The sequence below is a fragment of the Haloarcula halophila genome (assembly GCF_029278565.1).
Taxonomy (GTDB): domain Archaea; phylum Halobacteriota; class Halobacteria; order Halobacteriales; family Haloarculaceae; genus Haloarcula; species Haloarcula halophila.
This window is the reverse complement of record NZ_CP119559.1, coordinates 2,532,485-2,552,325: the sequence shown is the minus strand read 5'-3', so window position 1 is coordinate 2,552,325 and position 19,841 is coordinate 2,532,485. Positions and strand designations below refer to the sequence as shown.

At 67.6% G+C, this 19,841-nt stretch carries 21 protein-coding genes; 10 read left to right on the top strand and 11 right to left on the bottom strand.

The features are described 5' to 3' along the window. Window positions 1–30: 30 nt before the first annotated feature. The 5 genes from P0204_RS13420 to P0204_RS13400 all read left to right on the top strand — a co-directional run bounded on the left by P0204_RS13420 (window position 31) and on the right by P0204_RS13400 (window position 3,582). On the top strand, window positions 31–912 hold the full coding sequence (locus P0204_RS13420) for a GAF domain-containing protein (RefSeq protein WP_276180036.1): 882 nt from the start codon (window positions 31–33) through the stop codon (window positions 910–912). A gap of 1 nt (window position 913) precedes the next feature. Next, on the top strand, window positions 914–1,564 hold the full coding sequence (locus tag P0204_RS13415; RefSeq protein ID WP_276180034.1) for a DUF7504 family protein: 651 nt from the start codon (window positions 914–916) through the stop codon (window positions 1,562–1,564). Window positions 1,565–1,605: 41 nt separating this feature from the next. Beyond that, window positions 1,606–1,860 (top strand): phosphoribosylformylglycinamidine synthase subunit PurS, encoded by a 255-nt coding sequence (gene purS, locus P0204_RS13410; protein WP_276180032.1) that lies wholly within the window; start codon window positions 1,606–1,608, stop codon window positions 1,858–1,860. Beyond that, window positions 1,857–2,531 (top strand): phosphoribosylformylglycinamidine synthase I, encoded by a 675-nt coding sequence (purQ, locus tag P0204_RS13405; protein WP_276180030.1) that lies wholly within the window; start codon window positions 1,857–1,859, stop codon window positions 2,529–2,531. The genes purS and purQ overlap by 4 nt, the downstream gene beginning before the upstream one ends. Before the next feature lie 418 nt (window positions 2,532–2,949). Further along, complete coding sequence (locus tag P0204_RS13400; protein WP_276180028.1) at window positions 2,950–3,582, top strand: hypothetical protein; 633 nt, start codon at window positions 2,950–2,952, stop codon at window positions 3,580–3,582. Window positions 3,583–3,604: 22 nt separating this feature from the next. Here P0204_RS13400 and P0204_RS13395 read toward each other — a convergent pair whose 3' ends face one another. Genes P0204_RS13395 through P0204_RS13385 form a run of 3 tightly spaced genes read right to left on the bottom strand, consistent with a single transcriptional unit; the run spans window position 3,605 to window position 6,557 of the window. Further along, complete coding sequence (locus P0204_RS13395; RefSeq protein ID WP_276180026.1) at window positions 3,605–4,738, bottom strand: archaeosine biosynthesis radical SAM protein RaSEA; 1,134 nt, start codon at window positions 4,736–4,738, stop codon at window positions 3,605–3,607. A 38-nt stretch (window positions 4,739–4,776) separates the two neighbouring features. Beyond that, window positions 4,777–6,153 (bottom strand): outer membrane protein assembly factor BamB family protein, encoded by a 1,377-nt coding sequence (locus tag P0204_RS13390; RefSeq protein ID WP_276180024.1) that lies wholly within the window; start codon window positions 6,151–6,153, stop codon window positions 4,777–4,779. A gap of 41 nt (window positions 6,154–6,194) precedes the next feature. Beyond that, window positions 6,195–6,557 (bottom strand): VanZ family protein, encoded by a 363-nt coding sequence (locus P0204_RS13385; RefSeq protein WP_276180022.1) that lies wholly within the window; start codon window positions 6,555–6,557, stop codon window positions 6,195–6,197. 127 nt (window positions 6,558–6,684) lie between these two features. On the opposite strand from P0204_RS13385, the gene P0204_RS13380 reads away from it, so the two are divergent. Next, window positions 6,685–7,761 (top strand): CobW family GTP-binding protein, encoded by a 1,077-nt coding sequence (locus P0204_RS13380; RefSeq protein ID WP_276180020.1) that lies wholly within the window; start codon window positions 6,685–6,687, stop codon window positions 7,759–7,761. Window positions 7,762–7,765: 4 nt separating this feature from the next. Here P0204_RS13380 and P0204_RS13375 read toward each other — a convergent pair whose 3' ends face one another. The 3 genes from P0204_RS13375 to arcS form a co-directional block, all read right to left on the bottom strand. Further along, window positions 7,766–7,924 (bottom strand): hypothetical protein, encoded by a 159-nt coding sequence (locus P0204_RS13375; RefSeq protein ID WP_276180018.1) that lies wholly within the window; start codon window positions 7,922–7,924, stop codon window positions 7,766–7,768. 59 nt (window positions 7,925–7,983) lie between these two features. Then, window positions 7,984–9,159 carry a glutathione-independent formaldehyde dehydrogenase gene (locus P0204_RS13370; RefSeq protein ID WP_276180016.1) on the bottom strand — a complete coding sequence of 392 codons (1,176 nt, stop codon included), beginning with the start codon at window positions 9,157–9,159 and terminating at the stop codon, window positions 7,984–7,986. Window positions 9,160–9,422: 263 nt separating this feature from the next. Then, the gene (arcS, locus tag P0204_RS13365; protein WP_276180014.1) at window positions 9,423–11,210 is read right to left on the bottom strand and encodes an archaeosine synthase subunit alpha; all 1,788 of its coding nucleotides are present in this window, start codon (window positions 11,208–11,210) and stop codon (window positions 9,423–9,425) included. A 127-nt stretch (window positions 11,211–11,337) separates the two neighbouring features. Here arcS and P0204_RS13360 point away from each other — a divergent pair, with 127 nt between their 5' ends. Beyond that, a complete protein-coding gene (locus P0204_RS13360) occupies window positions 11,338–11,595 on the top strand; it encodes a hypothetical protein (RefSeq protein WP_276180012.1) in 258 nt (85 codons plus the stop codon). Here P0204_RS13360 and P0204_RS13355 read toward each other — a convergent pair. Next, window positions 11,547–11,768, bottom strand: coding sequence for a hypothetical protein (locus P0204_RS13355; RefSeq protein ID WP_276180010.1), 222 nt, complete (start codon window positions 11,766–11,768; stop codon window positions 11,547–11,549). The two genes, P0204_RS13360 and P0204_RS13355, sit on opposite strands and share 49 nt — an antisense overlap. A gap of 97 nt (window positions 11,769–11,865) precedes the next feature. On the opposite strand from P0204_RS13355, the gene P0204_RS13350 reads away from it, so the two are divergent. Further along, a complete protein-coding gene (locus P0204_RS13350; RefSeq protein WP_276180008.1) occupies window positions 11,866–12,237 on the top strand; it encodes a CBS domain-containing protein in 372 nt (123 codons plus the stop codon). Window positions 12,238–12,267: 30 nt separating this feature from the next. Here P0204_RS13350 and tgtA read toward each other — a convergent pair whose 3' ends face one another. Both tgtA and P0204_RS13340 read right to left on the bottom strand, forming a co-directional pair. Then, window positions 12,268–13,740 (bottom strand): tRNA guanosine(15) transglycosylase TgtA, encoded by a 1,473-nt coding sequence (gene tgtA / locus P0204_RS13345; RefSeq protein ID WP_276180006.1) that lies wholly within the window; start codon window positions 13,738–13,740, stop codon window positions 12,268–12,270. Between the two features lie 54 nt (window positions 13,741–13,794). After that, window positions 13,795–14,340, bottom strand: a complete 546-nt coding sequence (locus tag P0204_RS13340) for an NUDIX hydrolase (RefSeq protein ID WP_276180004.1) — start codon at window positions 14,338–14,340, stop codon at window positions 13,795–13,797. Window positions 14,341–14,426: 86 nt separating this feature from the next. Between P0204_RS13340 and P0204_RS13335 the strand changes: the two genes are divergently transcribed. Continuing rightward, on the top strand, window positions 14,427–14,552 hold the full coding sequence (locus tag P0204_RS13335; RefSeq protein ID WP_276180002.1) for a hypothetical protein: 126 nt from the start codon (window positions 14,427–14,429) through the stop codon (window positions 14,550–14,552). Window positions 14,553–14,592: 40 nt separating this feature from the next. Continuing rightward, window positions 14,593–16,236, top strand: coding sequence for a DUF3604 domain-containing protein (locus P0204_RS13330; protein WP_276180000.1), 1,644 nt, complete (start codon window positions 14,593–14,595; stop codon window positions 16,234–16,236). A 70-nt stretch (window positions 16,237–16,306) separates the two neighbouring features. Here the strand turns inward: P0204_RS13330 and P0204_RS13325 are convergent, their stop codons facing one another. Together P0204_RS13325 and trmY are read right to left on the bottom strand one after the other, a co-directional pair. Further along, window positions 16,307–18,466, bottom strand: coding sequence for a hypothetical protein (locus P0204_RS13325; RefSeq protein ID WP_276179998.1), 2,160 nt, complete (start codon window positions 18,464–18,466; stop codon window positions 16,307–16,309). A gap of 105 nt (window positions 18,467–18,571) precedes the next feature. After that, entirely contained in the window at window positions 18,572–19,168 is a 597-nt protein-coding gene (gene trmY / locus P0204_RS13320) for a tRNA (pseudouridine(54)-N(1))-methyltransferase TrmY (RefSeq protein WP_276179996.1), read from the bottom strand. Between the last annotated feature and the right edge of the window lie 673 nt (window positions 19,169–19,841).

Below are 19,841 nucleotides of genomic sequence, written 5' to 3'. Positions count from 1 at the left end.
TCTATGAGGGTAGAGAGTGAGTGTGACGGTGTGACTGTGGATTCGCCGGCTGTCGTCGTTGCCGACCCCGACGCGAGCGAACGGTCGGCAACAGTCGACGCACTGGAAGCCGCCGGACTGGCTGTCGGTTCGGTCGGTTCGATAGCCGATATCGAGACGACCGTCACTGCCGACACGGACTGTGTCGTGACTGCGACGACGTTCCCGGACGGCGACGCGTTCGACGCCGTCGACGCGGTGCGGACCTCGAATCCCGACTGCGTCTGTGTGCTGTTTACCGCCGACTCCCCCTCGGACCTTCCGCGAGAGCGGCCGGACCAGATCGTCGAGTACGTCCCACAGACTGTCCCGAACGCCCGCGAGCGGTTGGTCGATGTCGTCGGAAACGCCGTTCGGTCGTCCAGCCAAGCGGCGTATCCAATTCCGGCCGACGAGACCGAACGGCTCGCCGCCGTCGGCGAGTACGACATCGACGAACTCGGTGCGGAAGCGACGTTCCATCGGCTGACGACGCTGATCGCGAACCACTTCGACATCAACGTCGCCTTCATCGGCCTGGTCGACGCCCACGAGGAACGGTTCATCGCCTGTGTCGGCGCCAACTGGCCGACCCTGGCCCGCGAAGACACGATCTGTACCCACACGATCCTGACAGACGAGGTGCTGGTCGTCGAGGACGTCCACGAGGACCCGCGGTTCTCGGCCGTCGACCGACTCGACGAACTGGACATCAGGTCCTACGCCGGCGCACGGATCACCGACGAGGCGGGGAACGCGTTGGGAGCGGTCTGTTGTATCGACGACGAGCCACGCTCGTACAGCCGTGCCGAGCGCGAGGACCTCCGTCGGTTCGCCGACGAAGTGCAGGAGCAACTGCGGTTGCGGAAACGACTATCTGACGGGGTGGAATGAGATGGAACAACTCGACAGACAGTACGGCTTCGGCGACCTCCCGATAGCGCCGGTGGAGCCCGGGACGAGCCTCCTGGTCGCCGGACCGATACTGGGCGGGACACGGCGGTTCGCGCTGGAGCTGCTGACCGCGGACAGGGGCGACGGGATCGTGCTCATCGCCGCCGACGTGAGTGCACGGGAGCTGCTTGCCGGCATCGACCGGACGGGTGAGGATCTCTCGAACGGCCGGGTCCGCGTCGTCGACTGTGCGGGGGACAGCAGCGACGACCTCGGCGAGTTCGTCTCCTCCGTCGGAACGCCCGCCGACCTCACCGGGATCGGGATCGAGTACGCCGGACAGTACGAGCAGGTGTACGCCCGGGGGTTCGACGCCGTCCGGACGGGGATCTACACCCTAACGCCGCTGCTGGTCTACAGCGACGACGTCCGGCCGGTCTACCGGTTTATCAACACCGTGACGAGTCGAATCCGGACCGCCGACGGGCTCGGTGTCTGTGTCATCGACCCCAGAGCACACGACGACCGCGTTCTGGGTAGCATCGCACAGGCGTTCGACGGCCGGATCGACCTCCGGGAGTCCGGGACCGGCCAGGAGATCCGGGTCAGCGGCCTCCCCGACCAGCCGACGGAATGGACGGCCGTAGACTGAGAACACAAGCGTTTTCTCCGCCGACCGCACCGTTGCCACTAATGACCGCCTACACTGCCACCGTCACGGTCCGGCTCAAGCGGGGCGTCCTCGATCCCGAAGCCGAAACGACACAGCAGGCCCTCGAACGGCTCGGGTTCGAGCTGTCGGACCTGCGTTCGGCCGACGTCTTCGAACTCGACCTCGACGCCGACAGCGCCGCGGACGCCGGCGACCGCGCCGAGGAGATGGCCGAACGGCTCCTGGCGAACCCGACCATCCACGACTACGAGGTCGACGTGACCGAGACAGCATGATCGCAGTCATCCAATTCGGCGGTTCGAACTGCGACCGCGACTCCGTCCAGGCGCTGGAATCGCTGGGGTTCGACGCCGAACTCGTCTGGCACGAGGACGGCCTCCCTTCGGACGTCGACGGTATCATGCTGCCCGGCGGGTTCTCCTACGGCGACTACCTCCGGGCCGGCGCGATGGCCGCTCGCTCGCCGGTCATGGCGGACATCCGCGCGGCGGCCGCCGACGGAACGCCGGTGCTCGGCGTCTGTAACGGTGCCCAGATCGGCTGTGAGTCCGCCCTCACTCCCGGTGCGTTCACGACGAACGAGAGCGCCCGCTTCCAGTGTGAACACGTCTACCTCCGGGTCGAGAACGCCGAGACACCCTGGACGAGCCACTACGAGGCGGGCGACGTCGTCGAACTCCCCATCGCCCACGGCGAGGGGCGCTACGAGATCGACGACGAGCGCCTGGACGAGTTGGAGGCCGAGGACCGCGTCCTGTTCAAATACTGCGACGAGGACGGTGCCGTCACGCCCGAAGCCAACCCCAACGGCTCGAAACACAACGTCGCCGGCATCGTCGGCGAGGACGACCACATCGCGGTGATGATGCCCCACCCCGAGCGGGCCTCGCTGGAAGACCTGGGTCGGACCGACGGCGAGGGCGTCCTCGAAGGGTTCGCTCAGTAGCGGCGGACAGTCTACCGAAGTGGACCGATCGGCGTCCACGACACGGACAGCCGGCGTCTCGTAGCGATCGAAGTTCCGGTTCGACCGACGAGTCCGTCGTCGGTCCAGAACCGTCGGTACGTGGCTTCTCTCACAGGAGTATTGTAGCGATGTACCGGGACGACCGCACGCTCTCGTGCAGTCGATCCGAAACAGACCGAACAATCACTACCAGTGGACGTGTCCAAAGGGAAAGGGTGGGGTCGCTGGAGCGTGTGACAGGTTCCGGCGGCCCCTATCGACTAGTAAGCAGGCCACGATAATAAGAGCCACCCTACCGGAGTGAAAGTGAAAGTGCCAGCGGGGAGTGTCCTGGTTCGCTGTCGGAGGCCAGTGGTGCCACCGCGAGCGTTTTGCGGTGGGGGAGAGACGGTCCAGTATGGAACCCTCACCGAAGCGAAGGCGGGCGGTCGCCTGGAGCGGGGTCGGGGCCGCAGTCGGTGCCGTCTGCTGGACGGCGATGCCCTGGCTCCAGTTCGCGGCGTTCGGGACACGCCCGTACGTGGGGACCGTCTACGATATCGGGTCCCTGCTGGGACTCGGACTCCTCCTGGGTGGTGTCGCGGGCCTCTCCACGGTCTTCGATCGCCCCGAGCGGACAGGTCGAGTCGCGCTCGGCGCGACGGGGCTGGGCCTGTGCTGTCTGGGAGTGCTCGCGGCCGAGTCGGTAGCCGCCTACGTCGCTGCCGGGTTCACTCCGGTCCCCGCCACTGGCGAAGACCCCGCCGGGCTCGTCCGTACGTGGCTGGCGATCACCGGCTACGCGCTGGCACTGAGTGGGACCGGGCTGATCGGTGTCGTCCTCCATCGGCGTCCCGACCCGCCGGCCGTCACGGTAGCGGTGTGTCTCCTGGCCCCGGTCGTGCCGGTCCTGGTCGTTCTGGCCGGAGCGATACTCCCGCTACCTGTACGGATGGCCGTCGTTCGAACGTCCGCGCTGTTTCTCCCGTTCGGCGTCGCCTGGGTGGCGCTCGGACGGGTCGTCCGGCTAGCGACGACGGGACGGACGTAGCCACCGCGACCGCAAAAGCCCGTTACCGCGCCAACGGCAGCGAGTAACTGCGCTCCCGTTCCAGGACGGCCTCCCAGGTCGCCTCGCACTCACACTCGACCTGCTCGAAGACGCTGGGGTCCTGTCGCAGGTCGAAGTCCTTGATCGCGCGCTGGACCCGGTCGTCACACTCCCCGCAGTTGTGCGGGCCGCGGTCGCTGCCGTGGCCCACGGGATCGGAGACGACGATGACGTCCTCACCGTCAGACTCGCTTTGCTCGTCTGACGAGCCTCCGGTCGCTTCGCTCCCGGAGATGTCTGCGGTCTCTTTCAGCACCTCGGCGACCGACCAGAGCCACGGCGGGCGGTAGCCGCCGTCGTGGTACAGCTCCTCGACCATCGTGTACCGCTGGACGTTACAGGGGTTCATCGAGACGGTGTGACAGCCCTCGACACCGGCACACCGGCGGACCGAGGCGATCATGTCGTCGAGTGCCTCCCGCTCGGAGAGGAACGGCGGCTTCATGAGGAGGTAGGCTTTGACGCCGGCACCGGCCTCCTGTGCGGCCCGACAGGCCTCCTCGAAGTCCGCGAAGTCGAAGTACTTGTTCACGCAGTCGTGGCGTACGCGGTCGGTCGCGGTCTCCAGGCCGACCGCCACGTCGGTCTCTAGGCCCACGTCGACGAAGTCGCTCACCCGCTCGTCCTCGACGAAGTCCGGCAGCGACTCGACGACGATCCGCTCGCGGTCGCTGAACGTCTCGGCGATGGCCTGGCGGGTCTCGGCGGGCACCTCCCGCTCGTCGAGGAAGCTCCCCGACGTGTAGATCTTGATCAGGCCGCTCTCGTCGTCGGCCTCCTCGGCCTCGTGGTCGAGACAGTGGTCGATCTGTGCCATGAGGTCCTCGTGGGCGACGCTCCCGCCCTCGACGCTCTCGGCGACGTAGCCACACATCGTACAGCCGCCGGCGCGGGCCCACCGGCAGCCGCCGGTGTTCAAGATGATCGTCAGGCTCTGGTAGACGCCGTCGGGCGTGTTGTCCTCGTCGATCCACACCCGGGTCGGCTCGCGGGGGTCGTAGGTGGAGTCGTTGCGCGACCGAACCTCCCGCATCACGGCGTTGTGGGCGTCCATGCCCTTGCCCTGCTCGTAGACTTCGGGACTGGGCTTGCTCATTGGACCGGGATAGCCGACGGGCGCGTATATCGGCTTCGTTACTCCGGTGGGCCAAAGGCCAGCAGTTCGTCGCCGATGGCAGCGTAGGCGGTCTCGCCCACGCCGGCGACGTCGAAGACGGTATCCGCGGGTCGGTACACGCCCCTCAGTTCGCCTGTCGTCTCGTCGACGGCGAGCAGACTCGTGAAGTCGGCTTCCTCGGGCGTGATCGCCTCGGCGACCACCAGCCCGTCGGTCGCACCGGCCGGCCACCCGTTGTTCGACGGCGTCTCGTAGCGAAAGCGGCGCGTCCCGCGAGTCAGGTCGAACGCGTCGACCGAGTCCATCCCGATGCCGGCCCTGGCGTACAGCGTCTCCCCGTCGGGGGCCACCAGTGGCCACTGACCGTGGCCGGACGCCTCCCAGCGGACCGTTCCGTCGGTGGCGAGCGCGCCCGTCGACTCGCCCAGGGCGTACAGCACCCCGTCGTGGACCAGAAACGAGTCGGCGGTGCGAAAGCGCGTCCAGCGCTCGGTCCCGTCGGGGTCGAACGCCCGCATCGTCGACCAGTCGCCGTCGGCGACCGCCGCGACGACGGATCCGTCGAGCGCGAGCAGCGCGCGTGGTTGGGCCGTCCCGACGCGCCACTGTTCTGTTCCGTCGAGGGAAGTTCCGACGATACGGTCGCGCTCCCCGACCGCGACGCCCCCGGCGTACGTGGTCGCCGCGGAGACCGCAGTGTAGGACCGCTCCCAGCGGACCTGTCCGGTCGCGGCGTCGAGACCGTAGACGACGGTGGTCAGCGGTTCGTCGGGGGTGTCGTGCGTGCTGTCCGGGACGAAAAACTCCAGTCCGCCGGCGACGACAGTTCCGTCCCGGACGCCGGCGACCGCCAGTTCCCGCTCGCGGCGGAACGACCACAGTTCCTCGCCGGTCGTCGGGTCCACCGCGTGCAGTGCCGACCACTCGTAGTCGTCGACCGCGCCAGTGACGACGTACAGCGTCCCGTCGGCAGGGGTGACGCTCCACTTGTCCCGGGCGTTGGACTGGTCGAGGTGGCTACTCGTAACCGCGTCGCCTTCGAAGGGAGTCCGCCACTCGAACCCTCCGTCGTCGGGATCGACCGCCGCGATCGCGGAGCTGTCCCCGTGACTCAGCGTCGCGTAGAGGGATTCGCCGTCGCGGGTCAGCGCGACGAGGTGATCAGCTCCGGTCTCGATCGACCAGTCGGGTTCCCAGTCGCGATCACTCTCGTCGGTCACCGGCGTCGCTGTCTCCCTGTCGGTGTCAGTTCCTGGCTCGGTCCGGGAGCGTGTCGCCGTGGCCGACGGGACCGTCGTCTGCCGGTTGCCGTCTGTATCGTTGCCCTCGGGACATCCGGCCAGCGCGACCAGCGCCGATCCGGCTGCGGTGACGAACTGTCGTCTCGTCGGCATACACGCAGTCGAGAGGCCGACACAAAGGGCGTTCCGGAGGCTCAAGAGACGTTTGAGCGACCGAGAGACCACACGACTGCCGCCGCCGTCGCCCCGATACCGTTGACGAGTGCGTCCGCGACGCTCGGTTGTCGCGTCGGAACCAGCGACTGGAGGAGTTCGACTCCCACGCCGAACGCCACGGCGACGCCGACGACGGCGACGAGCGGGCCGACAGCCCTGACACGCCGTTCCCACGCGAGTGCGACGGTCAGGCCACCGTAGCCGGCGAGATGGCCGAGCGTGGTCAGTCCCAGGCCGAACGGAAGCCCAGTGGTACCGGCCCCACCGGAAAGTGGCACGAGCGAGCCGAGGAGGACGAGCAGCGCCACCGTAACGGGCACGAGTCGCCGGGGTCGGTTCACGAGTGGGCGTCGTCAGGCACCAGCATAAACCGTGCGGTCGGGGCAGCCAGTGGGAACGGACCGACAAAGCTTCAAGACGGCGTGACGCCTGTCGACAACCAGAGTGAGCTCCACGCACGAGATCCCAATGACGGTCATCAGCGGTCCGCTCGGTGCCGGCAAGACGACACTGGTCAACAACCTCCTGAACGACCCCGGCGAGCGGCAGGTCGCCGTCGTCGTCAACGACATGGGGGAGGTAAACGTCGACGCGGAACTGCTGGCCGAGGAGACCGACGAGGGGGTGGTCGACCTCTCGAACGGGTGTATCTGCTGCCGGCTCCAGGACGACCTCGTGACGGAGGTGACGCGGCTCGCCGAGTCGCGGACCTTCGACTACCTGGTCGTCGAGGCGTCCGGGATCAGCGAACCGATCCCCATCGCACGGACACTGACCGTCGGGACCGACGCGGGGAGCCTGCCCGACCGGTTCCGGCTCGATACGACCGTCTCGGTGGTCGACGCGTTCGGCTTCTGGAAGGCGTTCGACCCCGGCGAGTCGCTGCCCGAGGCCGCACCCGACCCACAGCGACCGCTGACAGAGGTGATGGTCGACCAGATCGAGTTCTGTGACGTGCTCCTGTTGAACAAGTGCGATATGGTCCCGGACGAGGAACTCGACGCCGTCGAGGCGGCAGTCCGCGAACTCCAGCCGCGAGCACGGCTCCACCGGACGACCTACTCCGAGGTCGACCCCGGTGCGGTGCTCGGGACCGGACTGTTCGACTTCGACGCCGCCCGGCGGAGCCAGGGGTGGAAGCGGGCGCTCGCCGGAACCGACGACGGCAGCGAGTCGGGCCACGACCACGGCGACCAACCCGCCGCGGCCGCACACGGCGTCGGGTCGTTCGTCTACCGGCGGGAGCGGCCCTTCGATCCCGAACTGTTCGACGAGTGGCTCGACGCCTGGGACGGCGACATCGTCCGCCTCAAGGGGTTCGTGTGGGTAACGAGCCGGCCCGAGACGGTTCTGGGAGTCAGCCAGGCCGGACCCGCGGTCAGGGCCGGCCCCATCGGGGAGTGGGGTGAGGACGACCCCGCGACGCGGCTCGTCGTCATCGGCCGGGACCTCGACGAAGACGCGGTGACAGCGGATTTAGACGCCTGTCTGGGCGGGGAGAGTGCCCCGCCGTCGGCCGAGGACGACCCGTTTCCCCGGGAGTAGACGGTTACGCTCCGTACCCGACTTCCTCGCGCAGTTCGTCCCACTCCTCGTGGAACCCGTAGGTCGACGCCGACTCCGCGACGACGGCTTCCTGGTAGACCTCGTCGTACTGGAGCAGGGCCGACCAGGCCTCGCGGTCCGCGAAACTACAGTACTGGCACATACGCGTGTGCTAGCGGGTTACAAATAAAGAGCTGTCGGGAAACCGGAGGTTCGAGTCCGCTACGGCTCCAGCAGCACCTTCGTGAACGCGCCGTCCTCGGCCTCGCGGTCGTCGAATCGCTCGTACATCTCCGGGGCCTGGTCGAGGTTGACGCGGTGGGAGACGACCCAACTCGGGTCGGCTCGCCCCTCGATGATCATGTCCCGGAGCTGTCGGTTGTAGGACTTGACGTTACACTGGCCGGTCCCCAGTGCCTGCCCCTTCTCGAACAGCAGTCCGAAGTCGATGCCGAGGCGACCCTGCGCGGCCATCTCGTCCGGTGCGTTGGGGTCCTCCGGGACGTAGAGCCCGGGGATGCCGAGTTCGCCCGTCGGCCGGACCACCCTGATGAGACTGTTGATGACGACCGCCGGGTTCTCCTTGGCAGGATCGTAGGCGTAGTCGTCGCCCTTGCTGGTCTGCTCGGGGTCCAGGGCCTGATAGCCGACCGCGTCGACGCCCTTGTCGACCTCGCCGCCGTGCTCCTCGATGATCTGGTCGACCGGATCGCCCTCGTCGAAGTTGATGGCGTGGGCGTCGCAGTGCTCCTCCGCGAGTTCCAGTCGGGAGGGAACCCGGTCTACGACGTAGATCTCGCTTGCGCCTTTCAGTTTCGCGCTGTAGGCCGCCATCAGCCCGACGGGACCCGCCCCGAAGACCGCGACGGAGTCGCCGGCTTTGAGGTTCGCCAGTTCTGTGCCGTGCCACCCTGTCGGGAAGATGTCCGCGAGCAGCGAGAACGACTCCTCGTGCTCGTCACCGTCCGGCAGTTTCAGCGCGTTGAAGTCCGCGTAGGGGATGCGGAGCTTCTCGGCTTGGCCACCCGTGTACGGCCCCATGGCGACGTAGCCGTAGGCACCGCCGGCGAAGCCGGGGTTGACGTTGGTACAGAACCCGGTATACCCGTTCTCACAGTTCTCGCAGAACCCGCAGGCGACGTTGAACGGCGCAACGACCCGGTCGCCGATCTCCAGGTCGCTGACGGCGTCGCCGACCGCCGAGACGATCCCCATGTTCTCGTGGCCGAACACGATACCCGGCTCGGCGGCTGTCCGCCCCTCGTACATGTGCAGGTCCGACCCACAGATGCATGTTGTCGTGATATCAATTACCACGTCGTTGGGGTGCTCTATCTCCGGTTCGTCGACCTCCTCGACGGCAACCTCCTTCTCGCCTTTGTATACGACTGCTCTCATTGACATATGTTATACCACGCCAAGAACCGGTGGGCGTAGGGAGCATAAATCCATTGTAACTCACAACCGAGTAAACGGACGGTTCGTTTCGGATTTGCGCCGAGGCCGTCGCCTCTCCGAACCACCCTCCGCTCACACCACCGGGAGAGTTCAGGCTAGCCGATAGGGCTCATTCCAGGGTGTCGACAGCCCGGTCGGCGTATCGGTGTCGGGTGAACCCACCGTCAGCGGCGGACGAAGCGTCCGTTCCCGTGTGTCGGCCGCTACTGCTCCTCGACGTGGCGCATCTGGACGGCGATACCCCGCGTCGAGGATCGCATCTCGGGGCCGCTCATCTCGGCGCGGCCGACCCCGAAGGCTGCCTCGCCCCGGACGACCACGTCGTCGCCGACGCGGATGTCGTCGCCGGCGTCGACGATCCCCGGGGCCAGCACGGAGCCGTGCGGGACGAACGGTTCGATCTCGACGGTCTTGGTCGGCACGTCGCTGTCGACCCAGCGGCGCGCGCCGGCCGTCGTCAGCGACAGCGTGCCGTACTGCTGGGCCAGCGCCGCCAGTTGCTCGCCGTCGGCGTCGTCGGCCCGGAGTTGTGGATACCGCCCCTGCGTCGAGAGGTCCTCGAACAGTTCGTCGCCGGCACCGGCCCCGAACTGGTAGTCGGCGACCGCACGGATCGTGTTGTGCTCGCGTTCGCGTTTTGGGTACTTGCCCCACCCCTCCAACTCGGCCGCGAGGTTGCCCAGCGAGTCCGCGGTCGTCGGGTGGTCCGTGACGGTGTAGGAAAACTCCAGGTCCAGAGCGTCCTCGACGCGCTCACAGATCTCCCGGTATCCCTCACCGGGGACGTGTGCGACGATCTCCGGGTAGTCGGTGTCTTCGAGGTAGTTCCGGAGGACCCGGCTGACGAACTCGATCTCGTTGGCGCTCCAGCGCCCCGTCACCACCGAGTCGTAGTGCTGGGCGGGGTAGGTCAGTTCCAGTTCCTGGGGAACGACCCCGATCGGCGAGGTCATCGAGACGACGTGGGCGCGCCACTGGATCGCGTCGTGGTACTGTTTGTGGCTCTGGGAGTCGCTGTAGGGTTTGCGCGCCGAACAGGGGACCAGGACGAGCGGTCGGTCGTCGAACCGGGGCCGGTACCGCTCGGTGACCCGCTGGGCGAACCGCTGGATCTCGACGCGACGGATGGCGTCCTCGGTGGCCGCGGCGAGTTCGGCCCGACGGACGAGCGGGGTGCGCTCCTCCATGTAGCCGTACTCCTGATCGAGCCGACGGACCGTCGCCGTCAGCCAGTTGTCCTGTCGGGCTTGGCCCTCGACGTAGTCCCGGAGTCGGCCGTCACGGACCCGTCGGCGGACCCGCCGGAGTTCGGCGGCCAGCGCGTTGACGTTGTGGGCGACACAGTCCTGGCGGTCGAACGCCTCACGGGGCGTCTGGCAAGCCGGACAGGCACAGGGGAGTTCGTCCAGATCCTCCAGGAAGTACGCCTCGTCGGTCGTGAGATAGCGACCCTCGGTCCCTCGGACGACGGCACGATGCGGGTCGACGAGGTCGACGCCGGCGTAGACCATCGTCGCGACGTTGCGGGGCGTCGCCACGCCGGGCAGATACAGCGCCGTGTCGGCCGGAACTGCCTCGCGGACGGTCGTCACGGCATCGACGAAGGCGGCGGCGTGGCCGACGGCACCGGGCGCGCCCGAGAGGACGTAGGCGTCGGTCCCGTGGTCGGCGGCGGTCGCCGGCGAGACGACGGCAGCGCTCGGGAACGCAACTTCCGTAGGGTCGGCGGCGAACGCCTCGCTGACCTCCTCGGGCGTCCCGGCCGGGAGTCCGCGGTGTGGGAGAACCGTCAGTGTCGACTCGTCGCCCTCCGGCGGATCGGGGTCGCTCGCCCAGCGGCTCCCCGCGTCAGAGAGAATCCGGTGGGGGTCCCCGGGCGTGTCAGCGTCGGCGTCGTCCACCAGCGCCGGCGTCGTCACGGACTCGGCGAGACGGAGTTCGCCCAGTCGCGCGGCGGCGTCGCGCTCGTGGACCTCGAAGTAGTCGGTCATGCCCACCCATCCGCCACGGGCGAGTAACTATCTTGCTCTTCGGGGACTGGCCGGACGACCCCTCCTCCCGTCGGCCCGCTCCAAGCCAGTGGAGTGGGCTTTTCCGGGTCGGTCGGCTATGCCCGCCATGGTCGGGTCCCGAACCGCGACGGCCGCCGTCGGGGTGGCCGCGAGCCTGCTGGTGACCGCGGTGCTGTGGTGGTACTTCGACACCGTCCTCGTGTTCCTGCTGGTCCCGTTCGTCCCGTTCCTGTTTCGCCGACTCGGTGCGGACGGGCCGACTGTCGTCCAGGAGTGTCCCCACTGTGGGTTCCAGGCCACCGTCGCGTCCTACGACTACTGCCCGCGGGACGGGAGTCGGCTAGAGATCCGGGGCGACGAGTGAGCAGCGAACGGCTCTCTGTCGGCAACTGCCGTCGGTTCGAGTCGGTCGACGATACCGTCGAAATCGTCGTCGAAACTCGGTACAGCGTCGATGTCGTGCTGTTCGACCAGCACAACAGTCGTCGCATCGGTGAAACTGAGTTCGTGGTCGGCATAGGTTTCGTGTGCAGACACCGCATCGTCGAAGAGCGCAGGTGAGGCGTATCGAAACCCGCCGTTACCGACTGCGCGGCACAAAGATCAATACCCCTGGCCGACCTTGGGTGGTCCCATGGGACACGATCGAACACTCGTCGAAGACATCATGACGACGCCGCTGGAACGGACCGGCCCGGACGCGACGGTCACCGAGGCCGCGGCCACGATGCGCGACAAGGACATCAGCGCTCTGCTCGTGACGACTGCGCCCCCGTCGATCATCACCAGCACGGACATCCTCGACGCCGTCGCACAGGAGCGTGACACCGCCGAGTTGCTGGTCTCGGATCTGATGACCGAATCCGTCGAGACGGTCCCGCCGGACCTGCCGCTCTCCGAGACGGCGGCGATGATGACGAACTTCGGGATCAACCACCTTCCGGTCGTCGACGACGACTACGTCGGGATGGTCTCCTCGTCGGATATCACCGGCGAGATGCACTGAGACAGGCAGTACAGGCCCCCTGACCGTTTCTCACTCGCGGGCGTGGAGATCACGGAGTCGGACCCGGTCGGGAACGCGCTCCAGTGCCGTCGCCGGCCAGTCGTCGTGGACCAGGGTAAACGACACGTCGGGGTGGAGGTCGACGAGCCGTGCGACCCCGTCGGCGGCCACCTCGTAGGCCCGCCGGTCGGTCCGGTCGGGCACCTCGGCCGTCAGCGGGTAGGTCTCCGACAGCCCCCGCGGATAGGGACCGAACGGCGGAACGACGCCCCAGGTCTCGTCGTAGTCGCTGTTGGAACCGCCCTCGGTCAGCAGGACCTCGTCGCCGGCGAGTTCGAACCGGTCGAGACGCTGCTGGTGGCGCAGTACCTCCGGCCGACGGGCGCTCTCCGTCGAGGTGTGGAAGAAGGCGTCTTTCGAGACCCGGTCGGTCCGTTCGAGTTGCGCGGCGTGGTCCAGCAGCGTCCGATAGCCGTCCAGCATCGTCGGGTGCCCGCGCGCCCGGGCGTCGACAAGTTCCAGGAGATTGCCGCCCCGGATCGCTTGCCGGACGGTCCGGATCTCGCCGTAGGTGACGTGGAGGTTGTGTCGAGCCAGCAGTTCCTCCCGGTCGTCGTCGGCCATCGACCTGACCGCGTCGGGCTCGTGGGCGGTACAGACCGGGCACTCGCAGGGGAAGTACGCCAGGTCGTCGAGTTGCTCGGTCCCGCGGACCGTCAGATAGCGGTCGTCCCGGGCGTACAGCGCGTAGGCCGCCGAATCGAACAGGTCACAGCCCAGCGCGGCCGCCAGTGCGAACATCATGGGGTGGCCGGCCCCGAACAGGTGGACCGGACCACGTTCGCCCAGGCCGCGTTTGCACGCGGCGACGACGTCGACCAGGTCGTCGTAGCGATACTCGTTCATCAGCGGCACCACGGCACCGAGCGGGAACACGTCCAGGCCGGTCCCGGCAGCCTCCCGAGCGGCCCGCTCCCGGAGGTCCGGATGCGTCGAACCCTGGACCGGTGCGGTGACCAGCATCTCGCCGGTGTCGACCTCGGTCGCTCGTTCCAACCGTTCCTGTGTCGTTTCCTGTTCGTCGACGGCCTGCTCGCGGGCGACGTCCGGCGGCGTCGGGATGTCGACCGGCGTCCCGATGTCGCTCCCGATGTCGTACTGGAACGTCAGGATCTCCTCGGTCGTGACGTCGATCTCGCCGTACTCCGCCAGTTGAAACGAGCCGGAGTCGGTCATGATCGCCCCGGAAAAGTCCAGCAGGTCGTGCAGTCCCCGCTCCACGGCCGGTTCGCGGAGTTCGTCCGAGCCATGCAGGATGTAGCTGTTGGTGATGAGGATCTCCGCGCCGAACTCGGATTCGAGCGTCGACGGCGCGACCGTCTGGACGTGGGGGTTGACGACCGGCATCAGCGTCGGCGTCTCGACGGTGACCCCGGCCCTGGGGACTGTGAGTTCGCCCAGCCGGCCAGCGGCGTCGTAGGTCCTGACCTCGAAGTTGCTCATTACCTGCCGTGGACGCGGCGCGTGCCTAAGGGTTGTGTTCCGCGAGGGGCCGGCTCACCGCTCGAACAGCGCGTAGTACATGATCCCGACCGCCGAACGGCCGTCCCGGATGTCGCCGGTTCGGACGCCGTCGAGCAGGTCGTCGAACGCCGTCGTCTCGACGCGGATCGACTCGTTGAAATCCAGGTCCTGCTGGCCTGTCGACTCGCAGTCGGTCGCCAGGAAGTAGTGGAACACTGAATCGGCGTAGCCGTTCGCCGGTTCGGCGGTGTAGAGGAACTCGACGCTCCCGGCCTCGTAGCCGGTCTCCTCGCGTAACTCCCGGTCGACGGCCGCCCGCGGGTCCGGATCGTCGGCTTCCATGCTTCCGGCCGGAAGACCCCGATTGACCCGACCGACGGCCTGCCGCCACTCCTCGATGACGACCACCGCACCCTCGGGCGTGAACGGGAGGACGACGACGCTGTCTCCCTCCCGGAGGTAATCGAAGTCGGTCTCGGTCCCGTCCGGGAGTCGCACGTCCTCGTGAACCACGTCGAACCCCGGACAGTCGTAGGCGGTCTCGGCAGCCAGCGTCTCCCAGGCGAGGTCGTCCGTCATGGTTCGTGGTGTGTCCGCCGGTGGCAAACCCGTAACGGTCGGCGGTGCCACAAGAGGTACACGTGCGGCGGCGGAACTGTCGGTGCATGAGAATATCGACGATAGTCGTCCTGCTCGGTATCGGTCTGTTCGTCCTCCCGCTTCCGGGAACGTTCATCACCGGCGCGCTCGTGGTGCTGGCGGGCGCGCTGGCCCGCTGGCTCGGCGCGTAGCGCCGGCACGCATTTCCGCTGTGGCCGTCTCCGTACGGGTATGTCGGTCCTCGCGAAGTTCGCCGAAGTCCTCCGGGTGTTCACGCAGCGACGCCCATCGGTCGGGGAGCTGTTGGCCAGTCGAACCGGCCGGTTCGACCGGGTACACGCGATCGTGCCCTCCGACGCCGTCGTCGACGAGTCGGTCACCGTGACGGTCCAGCTCTGGGACGAGTACGAGCGGCTGCACGCTGCAGACCGACGGTTCCGGGTGACCGCGACGGACGACCGGGCGACGGTCCCGGACCGCGTGGCGCTCCAGCGGGAGGACGACGGGTACGCCACGGTCGACGGCCTGTCGTTTGCCAGCCCGGGGACCCACTACCTGACGCTGACCGACGAAGTGACCGGACGGCAGTTTCACACCAACCCGATCCGCGTCCACGAGTCCGAACCCGACAGGCGGACGCTGTGGGGCGATATCCACCTCCACTCGCGGTTCTCCGACGGCGCGGGGTCGATGTCGAAGGGGATGCGGTTCGGCCGGGACGTGATGGCGCTCGACGTCGTCGCCTACACGGACCACGACACGATGGGGTTTTTCATCCCGCCACAGCTCCAGCGCTGGCTCATGGACCGCTCGAACTTCCAGGAGATGAAAGCCCGGACGGATCGGCTCGACGACCCGGGCGAGTTCGTCACCCTGTTCGCCTACGAGTGGACCAAACAGCCCCACGTGGGCGGTCACGTCAACGTCTACTTCCGCGATACCGACGGGGCAGTGCTGTTCGACTCCCTGGCCGCCCGGAGCAACACCTACGAGAAACTGTTCGACCGGCTCCGGGAGTACAACGCCGAGTGCGACAACGAGGCCGTCGCGATCTCACACCACCCGGCGGAATCGATGTACCCGTTCGACTTCGCCGGCGTCGACTACGACGACGAGGTTGCCCCGCTCGTGGAGGTGTACTCACAGTGGGGCTCCAGCGAGTACCCCGGCCGCGAGGGCAACCGTCGACCGGTGACGATGGGCTCCGGCGAGATCGACGAGGACGGCCACTACGTTCGGGACGCCCTCGCACTGGGCAACCGTGTGGGGATGCTCGCCGGGTCGGACTACCACGGCCCCCATCCCGGCCACTCGCTGGTCCACACGAAGCCACACCTCCCCAGCCTCGCCGAGTGGCGGGAGGACGGGATCGGGTGGGGCCACATCTGGCGGGTCTGGAACGAGCCGAGCCATCCCGGCGGTCTGACGGCGTTCCGGGCCGAGAGCCACACCCGGGACGGCGTCTTCGACGCGCTCTCGACCCGTCGGGTCTACGGGACCACACAGCCAGATCGAATCCTCGTCGACTTTTCGCTCGGCGGAATCTCTGTCGGGGAAGCGGGTTCGACCGTCGAGATCGACGATCCCACGGCACCGCGGACCCTCTCGATCGACGTGGCCGGGACCGCCCCGATCGAAGTGATCGAGGTCGTCAAGAACAACCGGGTGTGGGCGACAGTCGAGGGAACCACCGATCCGGACGCGGGCCTGGAGTCGTTTACCCTGACGGCGACGCTGACCGACGACGAACCGGTGACCGGCATGGCCTACGACGACGAACGCGGAACCGAGGACGACTGCTACTACCTCCGGGTCGTCCAGGCCGACGGTGGCATGGCGTGGGTCGGGCCGCTGTGGGTGACTGTCCGCGAGTGATCGTTCGTCTCGGCCGGGTTCGACGGTCGGCTCGCTGTCTCCGCGCTCGGTGTGGGCGCTGGCGGCGGGACTAGAGCTTCGACTGCTGCCGTGCTTGCTCGGCGCGGCGGGTCGCCGCGTCGAGCCGTCTGTCGGCGGCGTTGCCGATCTCGTCGGGGAGCGCCGAGCGTGCGACCGACAGCCGTTCGCCGACCTGTTCGAGCGCGTTGGAGACACCCCTGAGCTGGTTGTCCGCGCCCGCCCGATCGCCGGCCGCTGCCCTGTCGGCAGCTTTCCCTGCTGCCGACGCGACCGACGCGAGCGCCTGTGTCAGCCCACGGATAGCGTTGGCCTGGCCGGTCACGTCACCGTTCCCGGAGACCACCTCGTCGACGGCGTCCACCGCGTCGTCGGTGTCGAGATCGCCGCTCTCGATGTCGGCCGCAGCCGCGATATCCGCCTCCGTCTCCGAGGCGATCGCCGCCAGGAACCTGGCTAGCGAGGCCTTGCCGGTCTTCGGGTTCTCGATAGCGACCGACGTGGCGTCGACCGCGGGATTGACGCGGAACGCCCCGACCGCGTCGTCGGTGTCCCGGACTTCGGTCGTGTAGGCACCGCCGCTGTGGACGTAGACGGCGTCGGGTCCGGTCAGCGGTGCGTCGTACAGCCGGCCAGCGAAGTCGTCGAGGAGAGCCAGGCCAGTCAACTCGCTGTCGGCCTGTGATGGATCGACGGTGACCTTCGTCGCGTCGGCGTTGGCGACCAGCGGGATCTGTCCGTCGACGCCGGCGACGGTCGGTCCCCCGCTCTCCTCGACGGTGATCCGTTCGCTGTGCGGTGCGGTACCGGCGGCGTTGACCGTCAAGCGGTGTTCCCCTGCCGGGACGTCACGGACGACTGCCGTCCCTCCGAAGGTCGGAACGGCTTCGGGCTCGCTCTCCAACAGCGCGACCGCCTCGTAGGACGTCGGTTCGGTGCGGACGCCGGAGTTCTCGGGGGCGTCCGGGGAGGCGACGGTCTCCGCGACTTTCCCGAACACGACCGTTCCGGGTGCTGGAGCGCCGATCGCGTCGTACCGCTGTGCCAGTGCTTGCCGGTGGTTCGGTTCCGTGATGTCGGCCGCCGGGTTCTGGTAGCGCGGCTGTCCCCACGGCGCACCCGTCGTCGTTATGTGGCCGGCGATGGCGTCCTCGACGGCCTCCGGGACGCTGAACTCGAAACTCAGTTGCGGACCGGTGAAGTCGGTAATGTGCTCGATCTCTGTCGTGGGTACCAGATCGTAGTCGATGTCGGCGGACACGTCGCGGCCGCTGTGAGCGAAGGCCAGTCCGTTCTCCCGTCGCGGGAGGTCCCCCGGTGGCTCCGAGAGGTCCGTGAACGATCGGACGGTCAGCGCGGGCGGAACCAGTGCAGCCCGGTCGACGTTCGGGAGCCGGTCGTGCTCGTACAGCGGCTCCCCGTCGAGTTCCGGAACGACGTAGGGTAGTCGCGATCCCTCGTCGCGGGGCAGCCCGTAGGCGACCGGGATCGACGCCACGTCTTCGATCCCTTCGAGCGCGCTGTTCGTGATGTCGGCGAGGCCCCCGTCGGTCGGGAGCCGTTGGAACTGGTCGGGGACGTCGTTGACGGACAGCGCACTGGAGTGTGAGCCCAACTCCGAGAGGACACGGGGGACCTGTTCGGGTTCGGGGTCGAGAAACTCGTTGTTCGGGACCTTCCGGGAGTGCGAACTGGCGACGTACAGCTGTGGCTCGCCGGTGTCGGTGTCGACGAAGACATGTAGGACCTCCCAGTCGTGCCAGTGGAAGTTCGTCGTGAACTGATCGAACGCCGAGTAGAGCCAGTACTGGAGTCCCACCAACGGTGAGTCCTCGTATTCGACGACGTTGTAGAAGGCGGTCGGCGCAGGCGGCTCTCCGGGCTCGGATTCGGCGTGGTAGCCGTCCAAGGCGTCGAAGCCGTCGACGATCGTCTCGCCGTCGCGCTCGCTCGTGTAGGGCCGCGGGTCGGTCGGGAACCACCGTTCGTCGGTGTCGAAGTACAGCGTCGGGGCGTACGTCCGGACGAGGTCGAGATACGGGTCGGAATCGGGGGACTGTGTCCCCGTTCCGCCGCCGTCGGTCACCTGGACCGTCGGCCCGTCGGACTGTGGAGCGGTCCCGGGACAGCCGGCCAGGGCCGCGCCGCCGACACCTGCGACTGTTCGGAGTACTGTTCGACGGTCGACTCGCCCGGTAGGGTCGTCGGTCATCCGTGTGGCCTCACGCAGGCGGAGGCGATAGCACACGGAGCGGGAGACGCGAGCATACCGCCCTTCTATGGGGAGCAGGGCATATGTCTTCCGGCCCCAGGCGTGTCAGTACGTCGTGAACCCGTCCGTATCGAGATAGTTGTGCGCGACGGTGATCGCGTGGTCCGCGTGGAGCCGTTCGGGACCGAGCGAAACCCGTTCGTCGGCGTACTCGGCCAGCATCTCGGCCTCCGTCTCGCGGAAATCGTGGTGGTCCGAGAGGACGAAGACGGGAGCTGTCGGCGTCGCCACGTCGACGACTGGGTCGCCGTCACCGTGGAGTTGGACGACCGTCCCCTCGTCGGCGACGGCCTCGATCGTCCCCTCGAATCCACGTCGGACGAGCGAGACACCCGGTGAGGTCTCGACCGGAATATGGCCGATAGCCTCCTCGCGTTCTTCGAGCGCGTTGCGTACGAGTGCGGCCGTCGAACGCTCGTCGGGGTTGAGCCGACGCAGGTCGGCACCCTCAAAGGTGATCGTGTACTCGTCGGCCAGGACCAGGTGTGTCCTGACGGCCTCCCGAATGGCGTGGCTCAGGAAGAACGCGCTCGTGACACACCGGCAAAGAACGTCGAGACGGCCGGCTCCACCTGCGAGGTCGTCGAGCGAGAACTCCGGCGTTGTCGGCGCGTCGTGGCCGACGACGACGAACTGGCGCATACGCTGTGATCGCCCAGCGCCGACTTACGTGCATCGACACGGTCCGAGCGTCGGGCGTCGACCGCAATACCTGTCTGCACGCTAATCTTTAACAACCATGGTAACATATGGCTATCCGATGGCGACGAAAACCGAGTTCTGCTCACACTGCAACGGAGAACAGCCAGTCCACGAAGACAAACCCTGGCTGCCGACAGTCTGCCTCTCCTGTGGTCGCGACGTCTGACGCTGTCGTCTTCTATCGTAGCCAGTGAACCCCGCTGCACACCCGGTCGCACGACACCGGTGCGATCGGTCCCTGGCTCGGTTCAACCGTCACGATAGCGGCAGTTTTCTCAGTCTTCGACTGCGGCCTCGGCTCCTGCAGCCGTCGTCGGCCGCTCCGTGCCACCCTCCAGGGTCCGGACAGCGAGTGCGACGATATCGTCACGGGGGCCTCCCCGAGCCCCAGCGCAACGATCCGAAACGGGTCGAGCGCGCCCCGTCGCAGTACTGCTCGACGGTCCGTTCCCGTGGTTACTTCGGCGATCACGGAGCCGAAACTACCAACAATCGCATCTGTCTCTGTACACGTGGGTCTCGTCGAGGACAGCGAGCAGGGGCAGGGGTACAAAGCTGCTCCGCGCGCGGTCGAGAGACCCAGCGGGACTCGTGCCCGCTTTTGACCACGACC